18 protein-coding genes are annotated in these 18,684 nt (G+C 43.5%); all 18 read left to right on the plus strand.

Going from position 1 to position 18,684, the window contains the following annotated elements; translation table 11 throughout:
• The first annotated feature begins 57 nt into the window (after positions 1–57).
• Positions 58–420 carry an Asp23/Gls24 family envelope stress response protein gene (locus ACJ9PY_RS08060; RefSeq protein ID WP_034313762.1) on the plus strand — a complete coding sequence of 121 codons (363 nt, stop codon included), beginning with the start codon at positions 58–60 and terminating at the stop codon, positions 418–420.
• Between the two features lie 18 nt (positions 421–438).
• Positions 439–2,109 carry a DAK2 domain-containing protein gene (locus tag ACJ9PY_RS08065; RefSeq protein WP_034313758.1) on the plus strand — a complete coding sequence of 557 codons (1,671 nt, stop codon included), beginning with the start codon at positions 439–441 and terminating at the stop codon, positions 2,107–2,109.
• Between the two features lie 433 nt (positions 2,110–2,542).
• Positions 2,543–3,205, plus strand: a complete 663-nt coding sequence (sdaAB, locus tag ACJ9PY_RS08070; protein WP_034313754.1) for an L-serine ammonia-lyase, iron-sulfur-dependent subunit beta — start codon at positions 2,543–2,545, stop codon at positions 3,203–3,205.
• 37 nt (positions 3,206–3,242) lie between these two features.
• Positions 3,243–4,127: an L-serine ammonia-lyase, iron-sulfur-dependent, subunit alpha gene (gene sdaAA, locus ACJ9PY_RS08075; protein WP_063576897.1), complete on the plus strand. Its 885-nt coding sequence runs from the start codon at positions 3,243–3,245 to the stop codon at positions 4,125–4,127.
• Positions 4,124–6,175, plus strand: coding sequence for an ATP-dependent DNA helicase RecG (recG, locus tag ACJ9PY_RS08080; RefSeq protein ID WP_054396921.1), 2,052 nt, complete (start codon positions 4,124–4,126; stop codon positions 6,173–6,175). Before sdaAA ends, recG begins: the two co-directional genes overlap by 4 nt.
• 118 nt (positions 6,176–6,293) lie before the next feature.
• A complete protein-coding gene (fapR, locus tag ACJ9PY_RS08085) occupies positions 6,294–6,851 on the plus strand; it encodes a transcription factor FapR (RefSeq protein ID WP_034313744.1) in 558 nt (185 codons plus the stop codon).
• Positions 6,852–6,874: 23 nt separating this feature from the next.
• Positions 6,875–7,861, plus strand: a complete 987-nt coding sequence (plsX, locus tag ACJ9PY_RS08090; protein WP_034313740.1) for a phosphate acyltransferase PlsX — start codon at positions 6,875–6,877, stop codon at positions 7,859–7,861.
• 27 nt (positions 7,862–7,888) lie between these two features.
• A complete protein-coding gene (fabD, locus tag ACJ9PY_RS08095; protein WP_328135787.1) occupies positions 7,889–8,836 on the plus strand; it encodes an ACP S-malonyltransferase in 948 nt (315 codons plus the stop codon).
• Positions 8,833–9,576 carry a 3-oxoacyl-[acyl-carrier-protein] reductase gene (gene fabG, locus ACJ9PY_RS08100; RefSeq protein ID WP_034313733.1) on the plus strand — a complete coding sequence of 248 codons (744 nt, stop codon included), beginning with the start codon at positions 8,833–8,835 and terminating at the stop codon, positions 9,574–9,576. Before fabD ends, fabG begins: the two co-directional genes overlap by 4 nt.
• Before the next feature lie 57 nt (positions 9,577–9,633).
• On the plus strand, positions 9,634–9,867 hold the full coding sequence (locus tag ACJ9PY_RS08105; protein WP_034313729.1) for an acyl carrier protein: 234 nt from the start codon (positions 9,634–9,636) through the stop codon (positions 9,865–9,867).
• A gap of 258 nt (positions 9,868–10,125) precedes the next feature.
• Entirely contained in the window at positions 10,126–10,869 is a 744-nt protein-coding gene (gene rnc, locus ACJ9PY_RS08110; protein WP_034313726.1) for a ribonuclease III, read from the plus strand.
• 20 nt (positions 10,870–10,889) lie between these two features.
• Positions 10,890–14,453, plus strand: a complete 3,564-nt coding sequence (gene smc / locus ACJ9PY_RS08115) for a chromosome segregation protein SMC (RefSeq protein ID WP_063576894.1) — start codon at positions 10,890–10,892, stop codon at positions 14,451–14,453.
• A 27-nt stretch (positions 14,454–14,480) separates the two neighbouring features.
• Complete coding sequence (gene ftsY, locus ACJ9PY_RS08120) at positions 14,481–15,497, plus strand: signal recognition particle-docking protein FtsY (RefSeq protein WP_034313721.1); 1,017 nt, start codon at positions 14,481–14,483, stop codon at positions 15,495–15,497.
• A gap of 217 nt (positions 15,498–15,714) precedes the next feature.
• Positions 15,715–16,047 (plus strand): putative DNA-binding protein, encoded by a 333-nt coding sequence (locus ACJ9PY_RS08125; protein ID WP_034313718.1) that lies wholly within the window; start codon positions 15,715–15,717, stop codon positions 16,045–16,047.
• A gap of 11 nt (positions 16,048–16,058) precedes the next feature.
• Positions 16,059–17,399, plus strand: coding sequence for a signal recognition particle protein (gene ffh / locus ACJ9PY_RS08130; protein WP_034313716.1), 1,341 nt, complete (start codon positions 16,059–16,061; stop codon positions 17,397–17,399).
• 152 nt (positions 17,400–17,551) lie between these two features.
• Positions 17,552–17,824, plus strand: coding sequence for a 30S ribosomal protein S16 (gene rpsP, locus ACJ9PY_RS08135; protein WP_034313715.1), 273 nt, complete (start codon positions 17,552–17,554; stop codon positions 17,822–17,824).
• A 13-nt stretch (positions 17,825–17,837) separates the two neighbouring features.
• Positions 17,838–18,068, plus strand: a complete 231-nt coding sequence (locus tag ACJ9PY_RS08140) for a KH domain-containing protein (protein WP_048684915.1) — start codon at positions 17,838–17,840, stop codon at positions 18,066–18,068.
• Between the two features lie 221 nt (positions 18,069–18,289).
• Positions 18,290–18,676, plus strand: coding sequence for a YlqD family protein (locus tag ACJ9PY_RS08145; protein WP_034313711.1), 387 nt, complete (start codon positions 18,290–18,292; stop codon positions 18,674–18,676).
• Positions 18,677–18,684: the final 8 nt, after the last annotated feature.

The following is an 18,684-nucleotide window of genomic DNA, read 5'->3' on the forward strand; positions in this document are numbered from 1 at the left end:
CATAGACATTATAGTAAAATGTCTTTAGTTGATTTGATTTTTGGGAGGGAAAAGAAAATGTCTATCGAATTACAAACGAAGTATGGACAAATTGATATCTCTAATGAGGTTATCGCTACTGTAGCAGGCGGCGCAGCCGTGGATTGCTACGGAATTATAGGAATGTCTTCCAAAAAACAATTTAAAGACGGCATTGCCGAAATTTTAAGAAAAGAAAACTTTACTAAAGGTGTAATTGTCCGTCAAGAAGAGGAAGAAGTTCATATCGATATGTATATTATCGTAAGTTATGGAACGAAAATCTCGGAAGTTGCACATAATGTGCAATCAAAGGTAAAGTACACTCTGGACAAAACTGTAGGATTAGCTGTTGATTCCGTTAACATTTTTGTACAGGGAGTTCGTGTGACGAACCCTTAAGTATAGGAGGAAAGTTTTGTGTCAATTACAAGTTTGAACGGAAAGCGCTTTGCAGAAATGATCATTCAAGGTGCCAACCATTTAGCGGCTAATGCCCAAATGGTTGATGCGTTGAATGTTTTCCCTGTTCCGGATGGAGATACAGGAACGAATATGAATTTATCGATGACTTCGGGAGCTAAGGAAGTGCAAAATAACGTCCAGGAACACATCGGAAAAGTGGGTGCGTCGCTTTCAAGAGGATTGCTTATGGGCGCACGCGGCAATTCGGGAGTTATCCTTTCGCAACTGTTCCGCGGTTTTGCTAAAGCGATTGAACATAAATCGGAAATCAATAGTGAAGAATTTGCCCAAGCTTTTGAAGCAGGGGTTCAGACAGCTTATAAAGCCGTTATGAAACCTGTTGAAGGAACCATTTTAACGGTTGCAAAAGATGCAGCCAAGCAAGCGGTTTCATCAGCAGCAAAGCATATAGATCTAATTCAGGTAATGGAAGAAATCGTTACGGAGGCCAATGCTTCATTAAAACGCACACCTGATCTTCTTCCAGTCTTAAAAGAAGTGGGTGTCGTTGATAGCGGGGGGCAAGGGTTGGTGTTCGTATATGAAGGTTTCCTTGCTGAGCTGAAAGGTGAAGCCCTTCCAGTCCGATCCGCTAATGGTCCAAGCATGGATGACATGATCAGTGCCGAACATCATATGAATGTACAAGGACATATGAACACGGAAGATATCGTGTTTGGCTACTGTACGGAATTCATGGTCCGGTTGGAAAGTGAAAAACTTGCCAATCAATCATTTGATGAAGAAAAATTCAGAAATGATTTAAGTGAATACGGAGATTCTTTACTAGTCATCTCAGATGATGAAGTCGTCAAAGTACATATTCACTCTGAACAGCCTGGCACCTGCCTGAATTATGGACAGCAATATGGTAGTTTAATAAAAATGAAAATCGATAATATGCGTGAACAGCATACTGCGATTGTAGGTGAGACGAATACACCGCTTCAAACTAAACCGCCCACCAAAGAGAAGTACGCTGTAGTGTCAGTGGCGATGGGCGCTGGCATCAGCGAATTATTCAAAAGCATCGGCGCTAAGTCCGTCATCGAAGGCGGGCAAACGATGAATCCTAGTACGGAAGATATCGTTAAAGCTGTCGAAGGGGCATATGCAGATCATGTGATCATCTTGCCTAACAATAAAAATATCATCATGGCCGCCAATCAGGCTGCAGATGTACTTGGGGATCATGTGACTGTCATTCCAACGAAAACAGTACCACAGGGAATGGCTGCATTGTTGGCTTTCAACCCTTCACTTGATGCCGAAGAGAATAAAAAAGCGATGATCGAAGCCCTTTCACATGTGAAAACGGGCCAGATTACTTATGCTGTCCGGGATACCAACATTGACGGTCTTGCAATCGAGACTGGGGACTTCATGGGAATTGCTGAAGGCACCATCAAGGTGAAGGATAAAGACATGACTCAAGCGGCAAAAGATCTTCTTTCCGATATGATTGACGAAGATTCAGAAATCCTTACCATTTTATATGGTGAAGATGCCACTGCTGAAGATGTCGAAAGTCTTGTTGCGTTTTGTAATGAGAATTTCGAAGACGTTGAAGTTGAAGTCCATAATGGGAAACAACCTTTATATTCTTTCATTTTTTCAATTGAATAAGTAGAGAACATGAAAATAAGGGAAACCTATCCGTCATAATGTTTGGAGGATCCCGAAAAAAATAAAAGGCAATAAACTGCATATGTCATTAGGCTATGCAGTTTTATTTTGGCTGTTTTCACATACTTTGTTGCTATTTACCAGGTAGTGAGGGGTGGTTGATTTCCCCTCCAGATGCTCGCTTTCCTTGGTGCGGGCGGTGAGCCTCCTTGGCGTAAACGCCTGTGGGGTCTCACCTGTCCCGCTGCTCCCGCAGGAGTCTCGCACTTCCGCTCCAATCAATCTTAAATAGTTTCGTTTTAAAAACAACAATCTTTACGAAAAGAGCATTTATTTTTATGAAAAGAAGGATTACGGACAGCATAATTGTAATTACAATATATCAGGCTTTATTATTAAACTGACTCCAAGTGAATAGAAGGAGGAGCTAATCATGAAATTTAGAAGTGTATTCGATATAATTGGTCCTGTTATGATCGGCCCCTCCAGCTCCCATACAGCAGGAGCTGCAAGGATCGGTAGGGTTGCCAGGAATTTATTCGACCGGGAACCAAAATGGGCCCATATTTCTTTTTACGGATCGTTTGCCAAAACCTATAAAGGCCATGGAACCGATGTAGCCATTGTAGGAGGCTTGCTTGATTTTGATACATTTGATGAGAGAATCAAAGAATCGCTGGAAATAGCACGCAAAAAGAAAATGAAAATTACATTTCGAGAAGAAGAGGCAGTACCGGAACATCCCAATACAGCAAAAATAACAGTTGGTGATGATGATGGTGAATTGGAACTTGTCGGAATATCGATAGGCGGGGGAAAGATCGAAATCGTCGAATTGAACGGATTTAAATTGAGGCTGTCCGGGCACAACCCTGCCATACTCGTCGTTCATGATGATCGATTTGGTGCCATTGCCAATGTTTCAAACATATTAGCCAAGCATCAAATCAATATTGGCCAAATGGAAGTCTCCCGAAAAGAGAAAGGGCAGATGGCCTTGATGACGATTGAAGTGGACCAAAACCTGGAGGATCACGTCATAGCTGAAATTACAGCACTCCCCAATATCACTCAAGTAGCAAGGATTGTGGATTGATAGAGCAATCGTTTCCACTTAGGAAGGAGAAGAAATCATGTTTCGAAATGTAGCGGAATTAGTAGAATTAGCTGAATCAAAGCAGAAAAAAATTTCAACGCTGATGATCGAGCAGGAAATGGAAGTAACGGGAAAAAGCCGTGAAGAAATCATCCGCCAGATGGGAGTCAACCTGGATGTAATGGAACAGGCAGTTGAAAAAGGACTTCAAGGTGTACGGTCCGTTTCCGGCCTGACGGGAGGGGATGCAGTCCTTCTTCAGAATTACATTAAATCCGGAAACTCCTTATCCGGTGAACTGCTGTTGGATGCGGTAAGCAAAGCCGTGGCAACAAACGAAGTGAACGCAGCCATGGGGACGATTTGTGCGACACCGACTGCCGGATCTGCTGGTGTTGTGCCTGGTGCGCTTTTCGCTTTGCAAAATAAATTAAAACCGAATCGGGAACAGAAAATAGAGTTCCTATTTACAGCAGGGGCGTTTGGTTTTGTAGTAGCGAATAATGCTTCGATTTCTGGAGCCGCAGGGGGCTGTCAGGCGGAGGTCGGTTCTGCTTCGGGTATGGCAGCGGCAGCCATCGTTGAAATGGCAGGAGGGACACCGGCACAAAGTGCAGAAGCGATGGCAATCACATTAAAGAACATGCTTGGTCTTGTGTGTGATCCTGTTGCTGGGCTTGTGGAGGTGCCTTGTGTGAAGCGTAATGCCATGGGTGCAGCCAATGCCATGGTTGCAGCAGATATGGCTTTAGCGGGTATCACAAGCCGCATACCGTGTGATGAAGTAATTGATGCGATGTATAAAATCGGGCAAACGATGCCATCTGCTCTTAGGGAAACTGCACAAGGAGGTTTAGCGGCTACACCGACTGGGCGGGAGTTGGAAGCGAAAATCTTTGGCTTACCGCTAAATAAGAAGTGAACTCGACTTTACGCGAACCCATTACCGCAGTAAAAGGCATTGGGGCCGAAACGGCAGCAGCTTTGGGGGAAATGGAGATCCATACCGTCGCGGATCTCCTTGAGCACCTCCCATATCGCTATGAAGATTACCGGTTGAGGGATTTAGAAACAGTCGAGCATGATGAACGGGTTACTGTAGAAGGCAAAGTTCATACGGTACCCACGTTAGGGTACTTCGGAAAGAAAAAATCCAGGCTCACGATTAAAGTTTTGACTGGGAGATATTTAATAAATGTCATTTTTTTTAACCAGCCTTATCTGAAGCCGAAGCTTGCGATCGGCGAAACCGTAACGGTAACGGGAAAGTGGGATCGTCATCGTCAAACCATTACAGGCTCGGAATGCCATGTTGGTGACCGGAGCCGGGAGAAAGAGTTCGAACCGGTGTACTCAGTGAAGGGCAGCATTACCGTCAAAGGGCTCCGCCGCTTCATCTCCAATGCATTTTCTGAATATGGGACAATGATAGAAGAAAATCTGCCCCCGCAATTATTGGCGGCATACAAACTGATGCCGCGTAATGATGCTCTTCGTACCATGCATTTCCCTCAATCGGCCAATGAGGTGAAGAAGGCCCGACGCCGTTTTGTGTATGAAGAATTTTTATTGTTTCAACTTAAAATGCAGGCACTTCGTAAAGTACAGCGGGAGCAGTCAAAAGGAATAGGCCAGGAGTTTGACATGGAGCGGCTGGAAGCCTTTGTTGAAACCCTCCCTTTTCCTTTGACGAACGCTCAGAATAGGGTCGTCGAGGAAATAATGAATGACATGAAGTCTCCCTACAGGATGAACCGTCTGCTTCAAGGGGATGTCGGGTCTGGGAAAACGGTGGTTGCCGCCATATGCCTGAAGGCGACGATTACAGCAGGTTTCCAAGGTGCACTTATGGTCCCGACGGAAATCTTGGCTGAGCAGCATACACAATCGCTGAAAGCCATGTTGGAACCTAGTGGAGTAAAGGTCGCATTGTTGACAAGTTCGGTAAAAGGCAAAAAGCGCAAGGAACTTTTGCAAATGCTGGAATCCGGGGAGCTGGATCTTTTGATAGGAACTCATGCATTGATTCAAGATGAAGTGAATTTCCGGAACTTAGGTCTTGTCATAACGGATGAACAACATCGTTTCGGAGTGGAGCAGCGCCGCATCCTTCGTGAAAAAGGTACCAATCCAGATGTACTTTTCATGACGGCTACACCTATTCCGCGAACTCTCGCAATTACAGTGTTTGGGGAAATGGACGTCTCGACGATCGATGAAATGCCTGCCGGGCGTAAAGCGATAGAGACCTATTGGGCGAAACACCAAATGCTTGATCGGATCTTATCCTTTGTCGAAAAGGAACTAAAGAAAGGGAGACAGGCTTACGTCATCTGTCCATTGATTGAGGAGTCGGAGAAACTCGATTCTTTACAGAATGTTCTTGATGTTCATGCAATGCTGACACAATACTTTGCGAACAGGTACAAAGTGGGTCTTATGCATGGACGGCTGCCTGCGGATGAAAAGGAAGAAGTGATGCAGCAGTTCAGTGCCAATGAAGCGCAAATCCTTGTTTCCACGACGGTCGTCGAGGTTGGGGTGAATGTTCCAAATGCAACGGTAATGGTCATTTATGATGCGGAGCGCTTTGGACTTTCACAGTTGCACCAGCTGCGCGGAAGGGTTGGGCGGGGGAGCGATCAGTCCTTTTGCATCCTGCTGGCTGATCCGAAAACGGAAGTCGGCAAAGAGAGGATGAAAATCATGACTGAGACAAACGATGGTTTTGCCCTTTCCGAAAAAGATTTGGAACTCCGTGGACCTGGGGACTTCTTCGGTAAAAAACAAAGCGGCCTTCCCGAATTCAAGGTAGCCGACATGGTCCATGATTACAGGACCCTTGAAGTGGCAAGGATGGATGCAGCAAAATTGATTGCCTCCCAAAGCTTTTGGCATTCCCCGGAGTATGCACCTTTGCGGGACTATTTAGAGGGAACGGGAGTATTTACAGGAGAAAAGCTGGACTGAACTGAATAAAAAACCAATAGCAGATTGTGAGATTTTACGCAATATCTTGCAATCTGTTTTTAAAATATATATACTACTATTAGTACCTAGTCATAATACTACGGATGGTGACCTTCAAATGCGAAGAAATAAGAAGGAACGCCAGCAATTATTAATCGAAACGATTAAACAGAATCCTTTTGTAACGGATGAGGAGCTGGCTGAAAAATATTCGGTGAGCGTCCAGACCATTAGGCTTGACCGTCTTGAATTATCGATACCGGAACTGCGTGAACGGATTAAAAGCGTGGCCGAGAAAAAATTCAGTGACGAAATCAGGGCATTGCCTTTGGATGAAATCATCGGGGAAGTAATTGATCTTAATTTAGATGATAATGCAATTTCGATTTTGGATATAAATAAAGAGCATGTCTTTAAGCGGAATGGAATCGCAAGGGGACATCACCTTTTTGCCCAAGCAAACTCATTGGCTGTGGCAGTCATAAATGATGAATTGGCATTAACTGCGAAAGCATCCATTTTATTCACTCGTTCTGTAAAGGAAAATGAAAGAGTGGTAGCTAAAGCGAGGGTTAAAAACGTGGACCACACCAACGATCGTTCCGTGGTGGAGGTTAGAAGCTACGTAGGTAATGAACTGGTTTTTAAAGGCGAGTTCGAAATGTATCGCTCTTAACTTGCTAGTAAAGGATGAAAAAAATGAAGATAACGATAGATGCAATGGGTGGCGATAATGCTCCCAAGGCACAGGTTTTGGGAGCTATGAAAGCTGTCGAGGCTTTTTCCGATGTGGAAATTACCTTGATAGGCAATGAATCCGAGATTAACCAATACTTAGCGAAGCATGGCCGAATAAGGGTTATACATACTGATGAAAAAATATTAAGTACCGATGAACCTGTTCGTGCGGTTCGCCGCAAGAAAAGCGCTTCGATGGTATTGGCTGCACAGCAAGTGGCTGACGGAGAAGCGGACGCATGCATTTCTTCAGGCAATACGGGGGCGCTGATGGCTGCAGGTTTGTTTGTGGTTGGAAGGATAGAAGGCATTGAACGTCCGGCATTGGCTCCCACCCTTCCGACGATCGATGGCAAGGGTTTTGTATTACTGGATGTAGGCGCGAACTCCGATGCGAAACCGGAGCATCTCCTTCAATTCGCCATAATGGGGTCTGTTTATGCCCAAAAAGTGCGGGGAATCGAAAAGCCCCGTGTCGGATTACTTAATATCGGAACAGAAGAAAAAAAAGGGAATGAACTGACTAAGCATGCCTTTACATTACTGCAGCAATCATCGGAGATATCCTTTATAGGTAACGTAGAGGCAAGGGACCTCCTAAACGGGCCGGCGGACGTTGTCGTGACGGACGGCTTCACGGGGAATATGGTGTTAAAGACTCTTGAAGGTACTGCTATGGGCGTATTCAAAATGGTGAAAGCTGCCTTGATGAGCAACCTCAAAAGTAAGTTGGCTGCAGCAATGGTAAAGCCAGAACTAAAAGTCATAAAAAATAAAATGGATTACTCGGAGTATGGCGGTGCTGGCCTCTTCGGTTTGAAGGCACCTGTCATTAAGGCGCATGGTTCTTCAGATGCGAATGCGGTCTATAATGCTATACGCCAGACTCGCGATATGGTTGGAAATGACGTCATATCGACAATTGCGGAGACAATAGAAAAACAATAATAAATCATAGAGGCAGGGGAGTAACAGATGGGTAAAATTGCTTTTGTCTTTCCAGGACAAGGATCACAATCAATAGGAATGGGGCATGGCTTATTTAAGGAAAAAGAGCGTGCTCAGCAAATTTTTCGATCAGCAGATGAAAAACTTGATTTTCCGCTTACGGAATTGATCTTTAATGGCACACAACAAGAATTAACGGTGACTTATAATGCACAGCCAGCCTTATTGACTACGAGTTATGCTTTTGTCAAGGAGTTGGAAGAAGCGGGAATCAAACCCGATTATACTGCCGGGCACAGTTTAGGTGAATATACGGCATTAGTGGCATCTGGTGCAATTTCTTTCGAAGATGCCGTATATACAGTGCGTAAACGCGGTGAATTCATGGAAGCTGCGGTACCGAATGGTCAAGGCTCAATGGCTGCGATTTTGGGAATGGACCGTGAAGCTCTATCTGAAGTCACTTCTGAAATTACGGCCACAGGTGAATCCGTTCAATTGGCCAATATTAATTGTCCAGGGCAAATCGTCATTTCAGGCACCTCCGAAGGGGTTAAACTTGCAAGTGCAAAAGCCAAGGAAAATGGGGCTAAACGGGCTCTTCCTCTTGAAGTGAGTGGACCGTTCCATTCTGAATTAATGAAACCGGCAGCAGAAAAGTTACAGGGTGTCCTTGATGAAGTAAGCTTCAAACAGGCAGAAATTCCTGTCATTTCAAACGTAACGGCTAAGCCCATTACAGCACCTGCCGAAATAAAAGAAAAATTAATCGAACAGCTGTATTCACCGGTCCTTTGGGAGGACAGTGTGAAAAATCTACTTGAATTGGGCGTGGATACGTTCATCGAGGTTGGCCCAGGGAAAGTGTTGGGCGGATTGATAAAGAAAATTGATCGTTCCGTTCAAATTCATTCGGTATCCGATATAGACACTCTAACTAAAACAATTGAAACATTGAAGGGGGTACAAGCATGATCCTCGAAGGTAAAAAAGCGCTTGTAACGGGAGCATCACGAGGTATTGGCAGGGAAGTTGCATTGGAACTTGCCCGACAGGGAGCAGACGTTGCTATTAACTATTCCGGCAGTGAAGCTAAAGCGAATGAAGTGGTTGATGAAATCAAGGCATTGGGCCGAAAAGCATTCGCCATCCAATGCGATGTTGCAAATAGTGAATCGGTGACAAGCATGATCAAAGAGGTCGTCGAACAATTTGAAAGAGTGGATATCCTGGTTAATAATGCCGGCATCACACGTGATAACCTATTGATGCGCATGAAAGAAGATGAATGGGATTCTGTGATCAATACTAATCTTAAAGGCGTGTTCCTATGCACCAAAGCTGTCACAAGGCAAATGATGAAGCAGCGCAGCGGCAGGATCATCAATATGGCATCGATCGTCGGCGTCAGCGGAAATGCAGGGCAGGCTAATTATGTAGCGGCTAAAGCAGGTGTCATCGGTTTGACTAAAACGACGGCAAAGGAACTTGCATCAAGAGGCATTACGGTCAATGCGATTGCCCCAGGTTTCATCTCAACGGATATGACTGGGGAATTGCCTGAAGACGTCCAAAAAGCCATGCTGGACCAAATTCCGCTTGCACGTTTCGGTGACCCTAAAGATATTGCTGCAGTGGCGTCTTTCCTTGCTTCCGATGCAAGCAAATATATGACTGGGCAAACTCTTCATGTAGATGGCGGCATGGTCATGTAAGTTTTCTTTGATTTTTTTCGAAATTAATTTATAATGTCTTGAGGGGAGGTGAACACATTGGCAGATGTATTAGAAAGAGTAACTAAAATCGTTGTAGATCGTTTGAACGTAGAAGAATCAGAGGTAAAACTTGAAGCTTCTTTCAAAGAAGATCTTGGTGCCGATTCCCTTGATGTAGTTGAACTAGTCATGGAATTCGAAGACGAGTTTGATATGGAAATTTCGGACGATGACGCTGAAAAAATCGCCACAGTAGGTGATGCTGTGAATTACATACAAAGCACTATGTAATGAATTGTCATTTGACTAAAAGCTCCGTTTTTTAACGGGGCTTTCTCTTATTGCTTAAAGAAGTTGATTCAGCGGCAGATAACGGAATGAGCAGTTCACGGGTATGCTCCGCCTGCATGCAGTGTCTTTTGCCTTTAGTTTTCTTTAAGCGGATAATCATGTATGATGTTACATAGGAAAGCTTGACAGGAATTCCTGCCAGGTTTCTTTTTATATATTGGAAAAATATGCTTTTTGAACCGTGGAGGGTTTTGTGTGATGCGTAGGAACGGAAATAATCGTAAACCATCAATCAAGGAAAATAAATTCAAACAGTTGCAAGAAAATCTGGGTTTTCATTTTAAAGATGAAAATTTATTAAAACAAGCTTTTACACATTCATCTTATGTGAATGAGCATCGCCGTAAGCCTTATGAAGATAATGAAAGGCTTGAATTCTTGGGGGACGCTGTACTTGAACTGACCATCTCTAAATACTTATATCAAAAATATCCGATGATGAGCGAAGGTGAACTTACCAAACTAAGGGCAGCCATTGTGTGTGAGCCTTCACTTGTTGCTTTTGCCAATAGCCTTTCTTACGGGGAATATGTATTACTCGGAAAAGGGGAAGAAATGACAGGTGGAAGGGAACGCCCTGCCATGCTTGCGGATGTATTCGAAGCCTATATTGGTGCTTTGTACCTTGATCAAGGATTAGAGCCAGTTGTGCAGTTTTTGACGAATGTCGTGTTTCCGAAGATAGACGAGGGTGCTTTTTCTCATGTGATGGATTATAAGAGCCAGCTTCAGGAGCTGATCCAGCGCGATGCCATCGGTGTCCTGCAATATAAGATCTTGCAGGAAAAAGGACCGGCCCATAATCGGGAGTTTGTTTCGACGGTCTCTCTGAATGGGGAAGAACTTGGCTCTGGAATAGGAAAGTCCAAAAAAGAAGCGGAGCAGCATGCAGCCGAGCATGCATTGATCGTTTTAAAAGAAAAAAATCAACAAGATAGTTGAACAGTAGAGGGGGAAAGGTCATGTTCCTCAAACGTTTGGACGTTGTAGGATTTAAATCTTTCGCAGAGAAAATTTCGATAGATTTTGTACCTGGTGTCACGGCAGTGGTTGGACCAAACGGAAGCGGTAAAAGTAATGTGACCGACGCAGTCCGGTGGGTCCTTGGAGAACAGTCTGCGAAATCACTGCGTGGAGCAAAAATGGAAGATATCATCTTTTCGGGAAGTGACACGAGGAAAGCGTTGAATTTTGCGGAAGTATCATTGACCCTTGATAACGAGACCAATTCCCTGCCGATCGACTTTCATGAAGTCAGTGTGACAAGACGTGTATATCGATCGGGAGAAAGTGAATTTTTCATTAATAATCAAGGTTGCCGTCTGAAAGACATCATAGACCTTTTCATGGATTCCGGTCTTGGGAGAGAAGCGTTTTCCATCATCAGCCAAGGGAAAGTAGAAGAAATCCTTAGCAGTAAGGCTGAAGAAAGACGAGTGATTTTTGAAGAAGCGGCCGGTGTCCTGAAGTATAAAACGAGAAAGCGAAAAGCGGAATCGAAGCTGACGGAAACACAGGATAATTTAAACCGGGTCCATGATATCCTCCATGAATTGGAGGGGCAGGTGGAGCCGTTAAAAATTCAGTCTTCCCTCGCCAAGGAATTTTTGGCGAAGAAAGACGAACTAGAGCAAATAGAAGTGGCTTTAACCGTTTATGAAATTGAAGAGCTTTATGAAAAATGGGAAAAACTATCACAGGAGCTTGAAAAACATAATGAAATGGAACAGCAAATGGCAGGACAGCTTCAGGACAGGGAAGCGCATCTCAAAAAGCTAAGGGATAGTCTTGCGACGCTTGAGACATCGATCAATGGCCTTCAGGAGATTCTCCTGAATGCCAGCGAAGAACTTGAAAAGCTTGAAGGCCGTAAAGAAGTTTTGAAAGAACGGAAAAAAAATGCCGCCCAAAACAAGTCACAGCTGGAAAAAGCGATTGTGGAAGGTGAGGCTGCTGTCGAGCGTTTGTCTTTGCAAAAGGAAAGGGAAACGGAAATCCTGCATGCACTGAACTTGGAAGTGAAAGGGATATCTGAAACCTTACATGAAAAACAAAAAAGCCTCGGCCTATTCAATAGTGATATCGAAGCGGTGATCGAAGCGAAAAAGAGTGACTATATCGAGTGGCTGAACAAGCAGGCCTCGGCCAAAAACGAAAAACAATACCTGCTTCAGCAGCTTGCGCAGCAGGAACATAAAAATGCAAAACTTGATATGGAAAATGAAAAGTTCTTAACTGAAAGAATGGATATCACTGCTAAAAAAATGGAATATTCACAGCTGATGGACAATATGACCAAGCAGCTTGAAGAGCATGTCACTTATTTCCGAAATCAGCAGAATAAATTGAATGCGGCAAAAGATACGTATCAAAAACAAGAAACCACCCTTTATAAGGCCTATCAATTCCTTCAACAGGCTAAATCGCGTAAGGAACTGCTTGAAGAAATGGAAGATGATTATGCTGGCTTCTTTCAGGGTGTAAAAGAGGTTTTGAAAGCGAAAGAAACCCTTCGAGGCATTGAAGGGGCAGTTGCGGAATTGATAAAGGTTCCAAAGGAGTATGAAACGGCCATTGAAACGGCTTTGGGCGGAGCGATGCAGCATGTTGTCGTGGAACGCGAAGAGCATGCACGTGAAGCCATTTCCTTCTTGAAGAAAAATAGGTACGGGCGTGCGACTTTCTTGCCTTTATCAGTCATAAAGGCAAGAGAGATATCAGCTAACCAATTATCGATGCTGAAGAGCCATTCAGCTTTTGTAGGGACTGGTTCCTCATTGATCCAATATGATGATAGGCATGCAGCGATTGCTGAAAACCTATTAGGAACAGTGATTATCACCACAGATTTAAAAGGGGCAAATGACCTGGCGAAAATGATGCAGCACCGTTTCCGCTTCGTAACACTTGAAGGGGATATCGTCAATCCAGGTGGTTCAATGACTGGTGGAGCCTTAAAGCAAAAAACGACCTCCCTGCTTTCAAGGAAAACGGAATTGGAGGAGCTCCAACAAAAACTTGCTGCCATGGAAGTCAAAACGAATCAGCTTGAAAAGCAAGTCAAACAGCTCAAAGTGGATGTGGGTGTTCAAGAGCAAACGCTTGAACAAACCAGAAAAACGGGAGAGAGACTTCGATTACAAGAACAAACCCTTAAAGGGGAACTCCGTGAAGTGGAGCTTCAGGAAAGAAATGTGAATGAACGGCTGCATCTTTATGATTTGGATAAAAATTCATATTTAGAAGAACAACAGCAAAAAACGGCAAGACTTGAAGAGCTGGAAGAACTTTTGGAATCATGTAAATCGGAAATTGATGGTCTGGATCGGTTGATTTCCGAAATGACCGAACAAAAGCAATCACAACAATCTTCAAAAGAGAGCCTTGCTGAAGAAACGAATGAACTGAGGGTAATGCTGGCTTCCAAGCGTGGCCAGCTGCAAAACCAAAAAGAGAAGATGGAACGCATTGAATCGGACCTTTCTAAGGAATCAAGCAGGCTTGCTGAAAACAAAGATGATTTAGGGCTCCTGACCAATGAAATGACAGACAGTTCAAGCGGGGAAGAGTCCCTGGAAGATATGGCTCAGCAGAAATTGCTCGATAAAAATGGAGCAATTGAAGGAATCACCATAAAAAAACAGGAAAAAAACGAGCTTCTAATGGAAGTTGAAACGCTCGAACTGTCCTTGAAAGAAGAAAATCGACTTTATAGAGGCATTGTCGAAGTGATGAAGGATGAAGAAGTGAAATTAACTCGTCTGGATGTCGAACTGGAAAATCGCCTCGACCACTTGCGAGAAGAATATACCCTTTCCTTTGAAGGTGCTAAAGAACAGTATCCATTGATGATGCCTGCCGACGAAGCTCAAAAAAGGGTGAAGCTCATCAAGCTTGCTATCGAGGAACTGGGGACGGTGAATTTAGGTGCAATTGATGAATACGCACGTGTAGCTGAACGCTATGAATTCCTTCTTAGTCAAAAGGAAGACCTTCAACAGGCGAAAGATACATTATTCCAAGTCATCGATGAAATGGATGATGAAATGAAACGCCGCTTTGCGGATACTTTCTATTCGATCCGTAAAGAATTCGAACAAGTCTTCAAAGCTTTATTTGGCGGAGGCAGGGCGGAGCTGAAACTGACGAATCCTGATGATTTGCTAAATACAGGGGTGGATATCATTGCGCAGCCTCCCGGAAAAAAACTGCAAAACTTGAGCCTCTTATCCGGCGGAGAACGAGCATTGACAGCCATAGCCCTTTTATTCTCCATTCTAAAAGTGCGTCCTGTTCCTTTCTGTATCCTTGACGAAGTCGAGGCAGCGCTAGATGAGGCGAATGTCGTCCGGTTCAGCCAATTTTTAAGAAAGTTCAGCAGGGAAACGCAGTTCATCGTGATTACTCACCGCAAAGGCACGATGGAAGAGGCAGATGTCCTATATGGCATTACGATGCAGGAGTCAGGTGTCTCCAAACTTGTTTCCGTCCGGATGGAAGAATCAGAAAACTTTATGGAAGTTTAAAATTCATGAATTAGAGGAAGTGGGACAATGAGTTTTTTCAAAAAGTTAAAAGAGAAATTTACGACTCAGGAAGAAAAAGAAAAATCAGTTGAAGCAGAAGTATCCATTGGGGAAAAATTCAAACAAGGTTTGACAAAGACGAGGAATTCCTTTACTGGAAGGGTTAATGAACTTGTTGCCCGTTATCGGAAAGTGGATGAGGACTTCTTTGAAGAACTTGAAGAAATCCTGATTCAGGCTGATGTAGGCTTTGATACTGTGATGGAACTGATTGATCAATTAAAAATGGAAGTCAAGCTTCGCAATATCTCTGATACGAGGGAAGTGCAGTCCGTTATTTCCGAAAAGCTTGTTGAAATCTACCAAGGTGATGATGAAGCGACGTCTAGCCTGAATATACAAGAAGAAGGTTTGACGGTCATTTTGTTTGTAGGGGTTAATGGGGTAGGTAAAACGACGACCATTGGTAAACTTGCCCACAAATTCAAAACAGAAGGAAAATCTGTCGTATTGGCTGCAGGGGATACCTTCCGTGCCGGTGCGATTGAACAGCTTGAGGTTTGGGGTGAGCGTGTCGGTGTCAGTGTAATCAAACAGGGTGAAGGCTCTGACCCAGCAGCTGTCATGTTCGATGCCATTCAGGCCGCCAAGGCACGAAAAGCGGATATCCTTATCTGTGACACTGCCGGTCGCTTGCAGAATAAAGTGAATTTAATGAAGGAATTGGAAAAGGTGAAACGTGTAATTGAACGTGAAGTACCAGGTGCACCACACGAGGTGCTGCTTGCCCTTGATGCTACAACTGGACAAAATGCCCTTATCCAGGCCAAGACATTCAAGGAAGCGACGAATGTTTCCGGTATTGTTTTAACAAAGCTTGATGGCACCGCAAAAGGTGGAATTGTTTTGGCGATTCGCAATGAATTGGCCATTCCTGTTAAATTTGTCGGGCTAGGTGAAAAAATGGATGATTTACAGGAATTCGATGCCGAGAAATATGTTTATGGCCTTTTTGCTGATATCATCGATAAAGAAGAGGTTTAAGGGAAAATTGTAAGCCGGAAGAGTTCATTCTCTTCTGGTTTTTTTACCATGATAATTGGAGGACCTATTGAAGAAAGGTCCAAAAAAGAAGCGGAAAATGAAAAAAATAATGCTTTGCAAACACGTGGTAAGGAGTTTAACTTGACATCAAATAAACAAGGCTTTACAATATAAACTTGTAAAGGGTTTTCACTTAACAGCAGGGAGGCTTGCTAAGATGCTTGAAAAGACAACGCGGATTAATTATTTGTATGACTTTTACCAATCGTTGTTAACAGAGAAGCAGCAGAGCTACATGTCCCTCTACTATCTGGATGATTACTCTCTTGGCGAGATTGCCGATGAATACGAAGTCAGTAGGCAGGCAGTCTATGATAATATAAAAAGAACAGAAGCGATGCTTGAGGAATATGAAGCAAAGCTATTGTTATTTCAAAAATTTCAAGAGCGTAACCAGTGGATTGCGAATATGAAGGGACTCATAGAAAAGGAATCCTTTTCAAAAGAGAAGCTGCTAGACGCAATCACAACGCTTGAGAAGTTGGATTAGGAGGCGGCAATATGGCATTTGAAGGATTGGCCGACCGACTGCAGAGCACGATGCAAAAGATCCGTGGAAAAGGGAAGGTCAACGAAGCGGACGTTAAAGAAATGATGCGTGAAGTTCGATTGGCCCTGCTTGAAGCGGATGTTAACTTTAAAGTCGTGAAGGATTTTGTAAAACGTGTCAGTGAACGTTCGGTAGGTCAGGAAGTGCTGAAAAGCTTAACCCCCGGTCAACAGGTAATTAAAGTAGTTAAGGAAGAATTGACTGAGCTGATGGGCGGCGAACAGAGCAAGATTGCCGTTGCCTCGAAACCACCGACTGTCATTATGATGGTAGGTCTTCAGGGTGCTGGTAAAACGACGACCACCGGAAAGCTTGCCAATCTTCTTAGAAAAAAATACAACCGCAAGCCATTGCTCGTTGCGGCTGATATTTACCGTCCGGCGGCGATTAAGCAGCTCGAAACACTTGGCAAACAATTAAGCATGCCTGTTTTCTCCCTTGGGGACCAGGTCAGCCCTGTCGAAATTGCCAAACAGGCAATTGAAAAAGCTAAGGAAGAACATCATGACTATGTGTTGATTGATACCGCAGGCCGTCTTCATGTTGATGAAAACTTGATGGGCGAACTGAAGGATATCAAAGAGTTGACAAAACCTGATGAAATCTTCCTGGTTGTCGATGCGATGACAGGTCAGGATGCGGTCAATGTAGCCCAAAGCTTCAATGAACAGCTAGGCCTGACAGGAGTCGTTTTAACGAAACTTGATGGGGATACACGTGGTGGTGCGGCACTTTCAATTCGTTCAGTCACCGACACGCCGATCAAATTCGTCGGTATGGGTGAAAAATTGGATGCACTTGAAGCGTTCCATCCAGAACGGATGGCGTCAAGGATCCTCGGCATGGGTGATGTATTGACCCTTATCGAAAAAGCACAGGCCAATGTAGATGAAGAAAAAGCGAAAGAATTAGAGAAAAAGATGCGTACCGCCACTTTTACCTTTGATGATTTCCTTGATCAGCTTGGTCAGGTGCGGAATATGGGACCGCTTGATGATATTCTGAAAATGATTCCCGGTGCGAATAAAATGAAAGGGATGGACAACCTTCAGATCGATGAGAAACAGATCGGTCATGTTGAAGCTATCATCCGTTCAATGACAACGCATGAAAAGGAACATCCGGAAACCATGAATGCATCCCGCAAGAAACGGATTGCAAAAGGAAGCGGCAGATCGATTCAAGAAGTGAACCGTCTACTGAAGCAATTCGAAGAAATGAAAAAGATGATGAAACAGGTTACGAACATGCAAAAAGGAAAGAAAAAGGGATTCAAATTCCCGTTCATGTAAGGTTTATTTCAGGTTAAAACTGAGGCGAATACGGGTCGAAGCCATGTATTTCAACACTTTTTTTACCTGTTAAGAAAAAAACCTTTACAAACATGCAAGACATTTGATATTATACTATCTTGTGTGAAACTATTCGGAGGTGCTTATTTAAAATGGCAGTAAAAATTCGCTTAAAACGTATGGGAGCTAAAAAATCTCCTTTCTATCGTATTGTAGTTGCAGATTCTCGTTCACCACGTGACGGACGTTACATTGAAGTGGTAGGAACTTATAACCCGGTTACTCAACCAGCTAAAGTTGAAATCAACGAAGAGCTTGCTCTTAAATGGTTACAAGATGGAGCTAAACCATCTGATACAGTTCGTAACTTATTCTCTACACAAGGCATCATGGAAAAATTCCATGTTGCAAAAAACAGCAAGTAATCGACGGTAGTTGATGAAAGCACTTATTGAAACGATTGTTTCAGCACTTGTGGATTATCCGGAAGAGGTCATTGTGACCTCCAAGGAAGAATCCGACCGGATTGTTTATATCCTCTCCGTTCATAAAGAGGATATGGGCAAGGTTATCGGTAAACAAGGGCGTGTTGCTAAGGCGATTCGGACTGTGGTATATGCAGCAGGATCTTCACAGCAGAAGAAAATCTATTTGGAGATTTCCGAATAAGGAGGGTTAATACCCCTCCTTTTTTTGTACTTCAAGATAGTGAAATTTCGACTTGGATCCTAATTGAATAGACCCGGACTTTAAACTTTACGCCTTTTTAAGACGCATCTTTTATCGATTTACGTTATACTTAAGAGAATGACCCCCATTTCAAAAAGATTACCCCATCATACATAATTTTTGAAGGAAATAAGAAATCATAGATAATAGGAGGTGCTGGAATGAAAATTCTCCAAAATGTAATCGTTAACCAAGTATTAACGGAATCCAGCAAGAATCAGCTCCTCGAGAAATACAAGTCAAAACGCCTTCAGCTTCAAAAAGAGAGTGAACAGCTTCGCTTTGAACTGAAAAAACTTGAAAAAACAAGAACTCTCCAACCTGCTAGTCTCCGTGCTCATTTTGAAAAAGAAATAAACCAGAGGCAAGAAAAAATTAAACTGCTTGAATTTCAAATGGAGCAGTTGGAGATCCTTCCCGCAGGTAGTGAATTGAAGGAACGGGAAGTTCAAAGTATCATTGATGTGGAAATTGGGGCAGATTGGGACGAAATCATGGCAACGAAGACCATTGTCATAAAAGATGGGATCGTCTCGGAAATTCGTTAGAGGTGAAA

The sequence above is a fragment of the Peribacillus sp. S4 genome, assembly GCF_046715815.1.
GTDB classification, from domain to species: Bacteria; Bacillota; Bacilli; order Bacillales; family DSM-1321; genus Peribacillus; species Peribacillus frigoritolerans.